Source organism: Planomonospora sp. ID82291 (assembly GCF_015711645.1).
Classification (GTDB): Bacteria; Actinomycetota; Actinomycetes; order Streptosporangiales; family Streptosporangiaceae; genus Planomonospora.
Genome location: NZ_JABTEX010000009.1, coordinates 130,001 through 135,368, shown reverse-complemented (window position 1 = coordinate 135,368; position 5,368 = coordinate 130,001). Strand labels below are relative to the sequence as shown.

Below are 5,368 nucleotides of genomic sequence, written 5' to 3'. Positions count from 1 at the left end.
CGACGCGGTCGCCCGGCTGGTGGCCGACAAGGTCACCGCGACGCACGGGAAGATCTCGGCCAAGCGGCTGCTGCCGCTGGCGCAGGCGGCCGGCTACGGCGGCTCAGCGCGTAACTTCCGGCGGCTGGTCGCGAAGGCGAAGAAGGCCTGGAGGCAAGACAATCATCGCGGGCGGCGCCCGGCCATCTGGGCCCCGGGCGAGATGCTGGTCATCGACTGGGGCGACGCCGGAGGCGGGCTGCACGTGTTCTGCGCGGTGCTGGCCTGGTCGCGGGTGCGGTTCGTGCGGTTCGCCGACAACGAGCGCGCTGAGACCACCCTGGCGCTGCTGGCCGAGTGCTTCGAGACGCTCGGCGCCGTGCCCAAGGCGGTGCTGGCCGACCGGATGGGCTGCCTGAAGGGCGGCGTGGTCGCCAACAAGGTCGTCCCCACCGCCGACTACGTCCGCTTCGCCACCCACTACGCCTTCCGTCCCGACTGGTGCGAGGCCGCCGATCCCGAATCGAAGGGCATCGTGGAGAACCTGGTCGGCTACGCCAAGCGGGACCTGGTCGTCCCGCTGGAGCCGTTCGAGGACCTGACGGTGGCCAACATCGCCGCCCGAGCGTGGTGCGCCGAGGTCAACGGCGTGACGCATTCGGAGATCTGCGCCGTCCCGGTCGAGCGGCTGGCCACCGAGCGGCAGGTGATGGGCGCGCTGCCGTCGCTGCGTCCGGTGATCGGCAAGGCGCCGCTCACGCGCAAGGTGGACAAGCTGTCGTGCGTGCGCTTCGGCTCGGCCCGCTACTCGGTGCCCACCCGGCTGATCGGTGCTCGTGTCGCGGTGGTCGAGGCCGATGGGCGGCTGCTGGTGACCGACCTGGCCACCGGCGAGATCGTCGCTGAGCACGCGCCGGTCGCGCCCGGTGAGGCGGCGGTCTGTGATGAGCACTACGGCGGGCCCCGGCCCGCGCCGCGTCGCGCCGCCCGGCCCCGCACCCCGGCGGAGAAGGCGTTCCTGCAGCTGGGCCCGGTCGCCGAGGCGTGGTTGAGCGGCTCGGCCGCCTCGGGCAACACCCGTCTGGCCGCCGACCTGGTCGAGCTGGCCGCCCTCGGCGCGGCGCACGGGGACGCCGCCCTGGTGGCCGCGCTGGAGCGCGCCGCGTGCTTTCGCCGCTGGCGGGCCGAGGACGTGCGCTCGATCCTGGCGGCCGGGGCCGGCGTCCCGCAGCCGACCGCTGCCGGGCAGGCACTGGTGATGGCCCTGCCCGCCGTCCCGACCCGGTCGCTGGCCGACTACGCCCTGGAGCGGATCGGAGAGGCCGGATGAGCGCGCCCGCCGTTCCCGCGCTGCCCGGCGACCTGGACGCCGCCCTGCGCCGCCTGAAGCTGGCCGCCATGCGCCGTCTGGCGCCCGAGCTGCTCGTCACCGCGCGCACGCAGCGCTGGAATCCCGAGGAGTTCCTGCGCACGCTGCTGGAGGCCGAGCTGACCGCACGGGATGCCTCCAACGTCCGCACCCGGATGAAGGCCGCCGCCTTCCCGGTGATCAAGACGATCGAGGAGTTCGACGTGGCCGGCTCCTGCATCCCGCGTGCGACGTTCGACTACCTGGCCTCGCTGGAGTGGATCCGCGCGAGCGAGAATTACTGCGCCATCGGCCCGGCGGGCACGGGCAAGTCCCACAGCCTGGTCGCCTTCGGCGTCGCGGCCGTCCAGGCCGGGCACAAGGTGCGCTACTTCACTGCGGCCGAGCTGGTCGAGACGCTCTATCGGGGCCTGGCCGACAACTCCGTCGGCCGCGTCATCGACAACCTGCTCCGCAACGACCTGGTGATCATCGACGAGGTGGGGTTCGCCCCGCTGGACGATACCGGCGCGCAGCTGTTGTTCCGGTTCGTGGCCGCCGCCTACGAACGTCGTGCGCTCGGTATCGGCTCGCACTGGCCCTTCGACCAGTGGGGTCGTTTCCTGCCCGAGCACACCACCGCCGTCAGCCTGCTGGACCGGCTCTTGCATCACAGCGTCGTCGTGGTCACCGAGGGCGAGTCCTTCCGCATGAAACAGGCACGAACCCGGACAGGCGGGCGCCCGGCCAAGAAGTAGTCAACTTCAACGGGATGGGGACCTCGACCCGGCCACCAGCGGCGACACGCACTTGGCCGTTGACATCCGATGACTCCGGCCGACGTGCATTCCGGTTCGGCCACGCCCTTCGCTGAGAGGGCACCGGCACCGGCACGATCATCCGGAAGAGTCGAAGGACGGCTCACCCACGGACGGCTCGCCTATCGCAACGGCCCGGAGCGCAGTGAAGCCCTCGAAACGCAGAAAGGGCCGCCCCACAGGGACGGCCCTCTCCACAAAAAATGTCCGGCGGCGACCTACTCTCCCACACCCTCCCGAGTGCAGTACCATCGGCGCTGAAGAGCTTAACTTCCGGGTTCGGAATGTAACCGGGTGTTTCCCCTTCGCCATAACCGCCGTAACCCCATGAAACACACAAGCAGATGCCTGTTGTCTCAGAATTGCCTAGTGGACGCGAGCAAGAACCTCGGTTTCGCGCTGCTCCGGACCCGGCGAAGGATACAGAGCGCTGCAGAAACCAAGCATGAACTTTGAGGTCAAGTCCTCGGCCTATTAGTACCGGTCAGCTCCACACATTACTGCGCTTCCACCTCCGGCCTATCAACCCGGTCGTCTACCGGGAGCCTTACCCCCTCACAGGGTGGGAGACCTCATCTCAAGGCGAGCTTCCCGCTTAGATGCTTTCAGCGGTTATCCCTTCCGAACGTAGCCAACCAGCCGTGCTCCTGGCGGAACAACTGGCACACCAGAGGTTCGTCCGTCCCGGTCCTCTCGTACTAGGGACAGCCCCTTTCAAGTCTCCTGCGCGCGCAGCGGATAGGGACCGAACTGTCTCGCGACGTTCTAAACCCAGCTCGCGTACCGCTTTAATGGGCGAACAGCCCAACCCTTGGGACCTACTCCAGCCCCAGGATGCGACGAGCCGACATCGAGGTGCCAAACCATCCCGTCGATATGGACTCTTGGGGAAGATCAGCCTGTTATCCCCGGGGTACCTTTTAGCCGTTGAGCGACGGCGCTTCCACATGCCACCGCCGGATCACTAGTCCCAGCTTTCGCTCCTGCTCGACCCGTCGGTCTCACAGTCAAGCTCCCTTGTGCACTTACACTCGACACCTGATTGCCAACCAGGCTGAGGGAACCTTTGGGCGCCTCCGTTACCCTTTAGGAGGCAACCGCCCCAGTTAAACTACCCACCAGACACTGTCCCTGATCCGGATCACGGACCGAAGTTAGACGTTCAAAACGACCAGAGTGGTATTTCACCAATGACTCCACCCGAACTAGCGTCCGAGCTTCACCGTCTCCCACCTATCCTACACAAGACGCTCCAAACGCCAATGTCAAGCTGTAGTGAAGGTCCCGGGGTCTTTCCGTCCTGCTGCGCGTAACGAGCATCTTTACTCGTAGTGCAATTTCGCCGGGTCTGCGGTTGAGACAGCGGGGAAGTCGTTACGCCATTCGTGCAGGTCGGAACTTACCCGACAAGGAATTTCGCTACCTTAGGATGGTTATAGTTACCACCGCCGTTTACTGGCGCTTAAGTTCTCAGCGTCGCAGGCTTGCACCCGCTAACCGGTCCCCTTAACGTTCCAGCACCGGGCAGGCGTCAGTCCGTATACATCGTCTTACGACTTCGCACGGACCTGTGTTTTTAGTAAACAGTCGCTTCCCCCTGGCCACTGCGGCCCCCACCAGCTCAGAGCGCAAGACTCGTCACCAGCGAAGGCCCCCCTTCTCCCGAAGTTACGGGGGCAATTTGCCGAGTTCCTTAACCACAGTTCACCCGATCGCCTTGGTATTCTCTACCTGACCACCTGAGTCGGTTTCGGGTACGGGCCGCAACGATGCTCGCTAGAGGCTTTTCTCGGCAGCATAGGATCACCCACTTCGCCACAATCGGCTCGGCATCACGTCTCAAGATACATGAGAGGCGGATTTGCCTACCTCTCTCCCTACACGCTTACCCCAGGACTACCATCGCCTGGGATGGGCTACCTTCCTGCGTCACCCCATCGCTTACCTACTACCAGATCAGGCCAGGCGTTCAGCCTCACCCCCACCCCGAAGGGCAGAAGGGCTTAAGGACCCTTAGTATCACTGGATTCGATATGGGCGCATCACCACGGGTACGGGAATATCAACCCGTTGTCCATCGACTACGCCTGTCGGCCTCGCCTTAGGTCCCGACTTACCCTGGGCGGATTAGCCTGGCCCAGGAACCCTTGGTCATCCGGCGCAGAAGTTTCTCACTTCTGATTCGCTACTCATGCCTGCATTCTCACTCGCACGGCCTCCACAACTCGATCACTCGGCTGCTTCGCCGGCCGCACGACGCTCCCCTACCCATCCACACACCCAGACAGCTCGCGCTGCCAGGCTCAACATGTGAATGCCACGACTTCGGCGGTGCACTTGAGCCCCGCTACATTGTCGGCGCGGAATCACTTGACCAGTGAGCTATTACGCACTCTTTCAAGGATGGCTGCTTCTAAGCCAACCTCCTGGTTGTCACTGCGACTCCACATCCTTTCCCACTTAGCACACGCTTAGGGGCCTTAGTCGGTGGTCTGGGCTGTTTCCCTCTCGACTACGGAGCTGATCCCCCGCAGGCACACTGCCACGCTCTCACTTACCGGCATTCGGAGTTTGGCTGACGTCAGTAACCTTGTCGGGCCCATCGGCCATCCAGTGCTCTACCTCCGGCAAGAAACACGCAACGCTGCACCTAAATGCATTTCGGGGAGAACCAGCTATCACGGAGTTTGATTGGCCTTTCACCCCTAAACACAGGTCATCCCCCAGGTTTTCAACCCTGGTGGGTTCGGTCCTCCACGCAGTCTTACCCACGCTTCAACCTGCCCATGCCTAGATCACTCCGCTTCGGGTCTACAGCATGCGACTCAAACGCCCTCTTCAGACTCGGTTTCCCTACGGCTCCCCCACACGGGTTAACCTCGCCACACACCATAACTCGCAGGCTCATTCTTCAAAAGGCACGCAGTCACATCACGCACAGCAAGCTGTGCACGCTCCTACGGCTTGTAGGCACACGGTTTCAGGTACTATTTCACGACCCCTCACCGGGGTGCTTTTCACCTTTCCCTCACGGTACTAGTGCACTATCGGTCATCAGGGAGTATTTAGGCTTACCAGGTGGTCCTGGCAGATTCACACAGGATTTCTCGGGCCCCGTGCTACTTGGGATCCCCTCCAGCAGTCCAACAGGTTTCGCCTACCCGGCTCTCACGGTCTACGGCGTCCCTTCCCAGAGACTTCGACTACCCACTGGATTTCTCAC

2 protein-coding genes and 2 rRNA genes (1 of these 4 only partly in view) are annotated in these 5,368 nt (G+C 63.9%); 2 read left to right on the top strand and 2 right to left on the bottom strand.

Translation table 11 applies throughout. The features are described from left to right. Together istA and istB are read left to right on the top strand one after the other, a co-directional pair. On the top strand, positions 1-1,309 hold a 1,309-nt coding region (gene istA / locus HS045_RS32635; RefSeq protein WP_196455469.1), incomplete at its 5' end, for an IS21 family transposase. Further along, on the top strand, positions 1,306-2,085 hold the full coding sequence (istB, locus tag HS045_RS32630) for an IS21-like element helper ATPase IstB (protein WP_196454157.1): 780 nt from the start codon (positions 1,306-1,308) through the stop codon (positions 2,083-2,085). The genes istA and istB, both read left to right, overlap by 4 nt. A gap of 265 nt (positions 2,086-2,350) precedes the next feature. Here the strand turns inward: istB and rrf are convergent. Beyond that, positions 2,351-2,467, bottom strand: a 5S ribosomal RNA gene (gene rrf / locus HS045_RS32625). Positions 2,468-2,599: 132 nt separating this feature from the next. Continuing rightward, positions 2,600-5,368: ribosomal RNA gene (locus HS045_RS32620) — 23S ribosomal RNA — on the bottom strand (it continues 357 nt past the right edge of the window).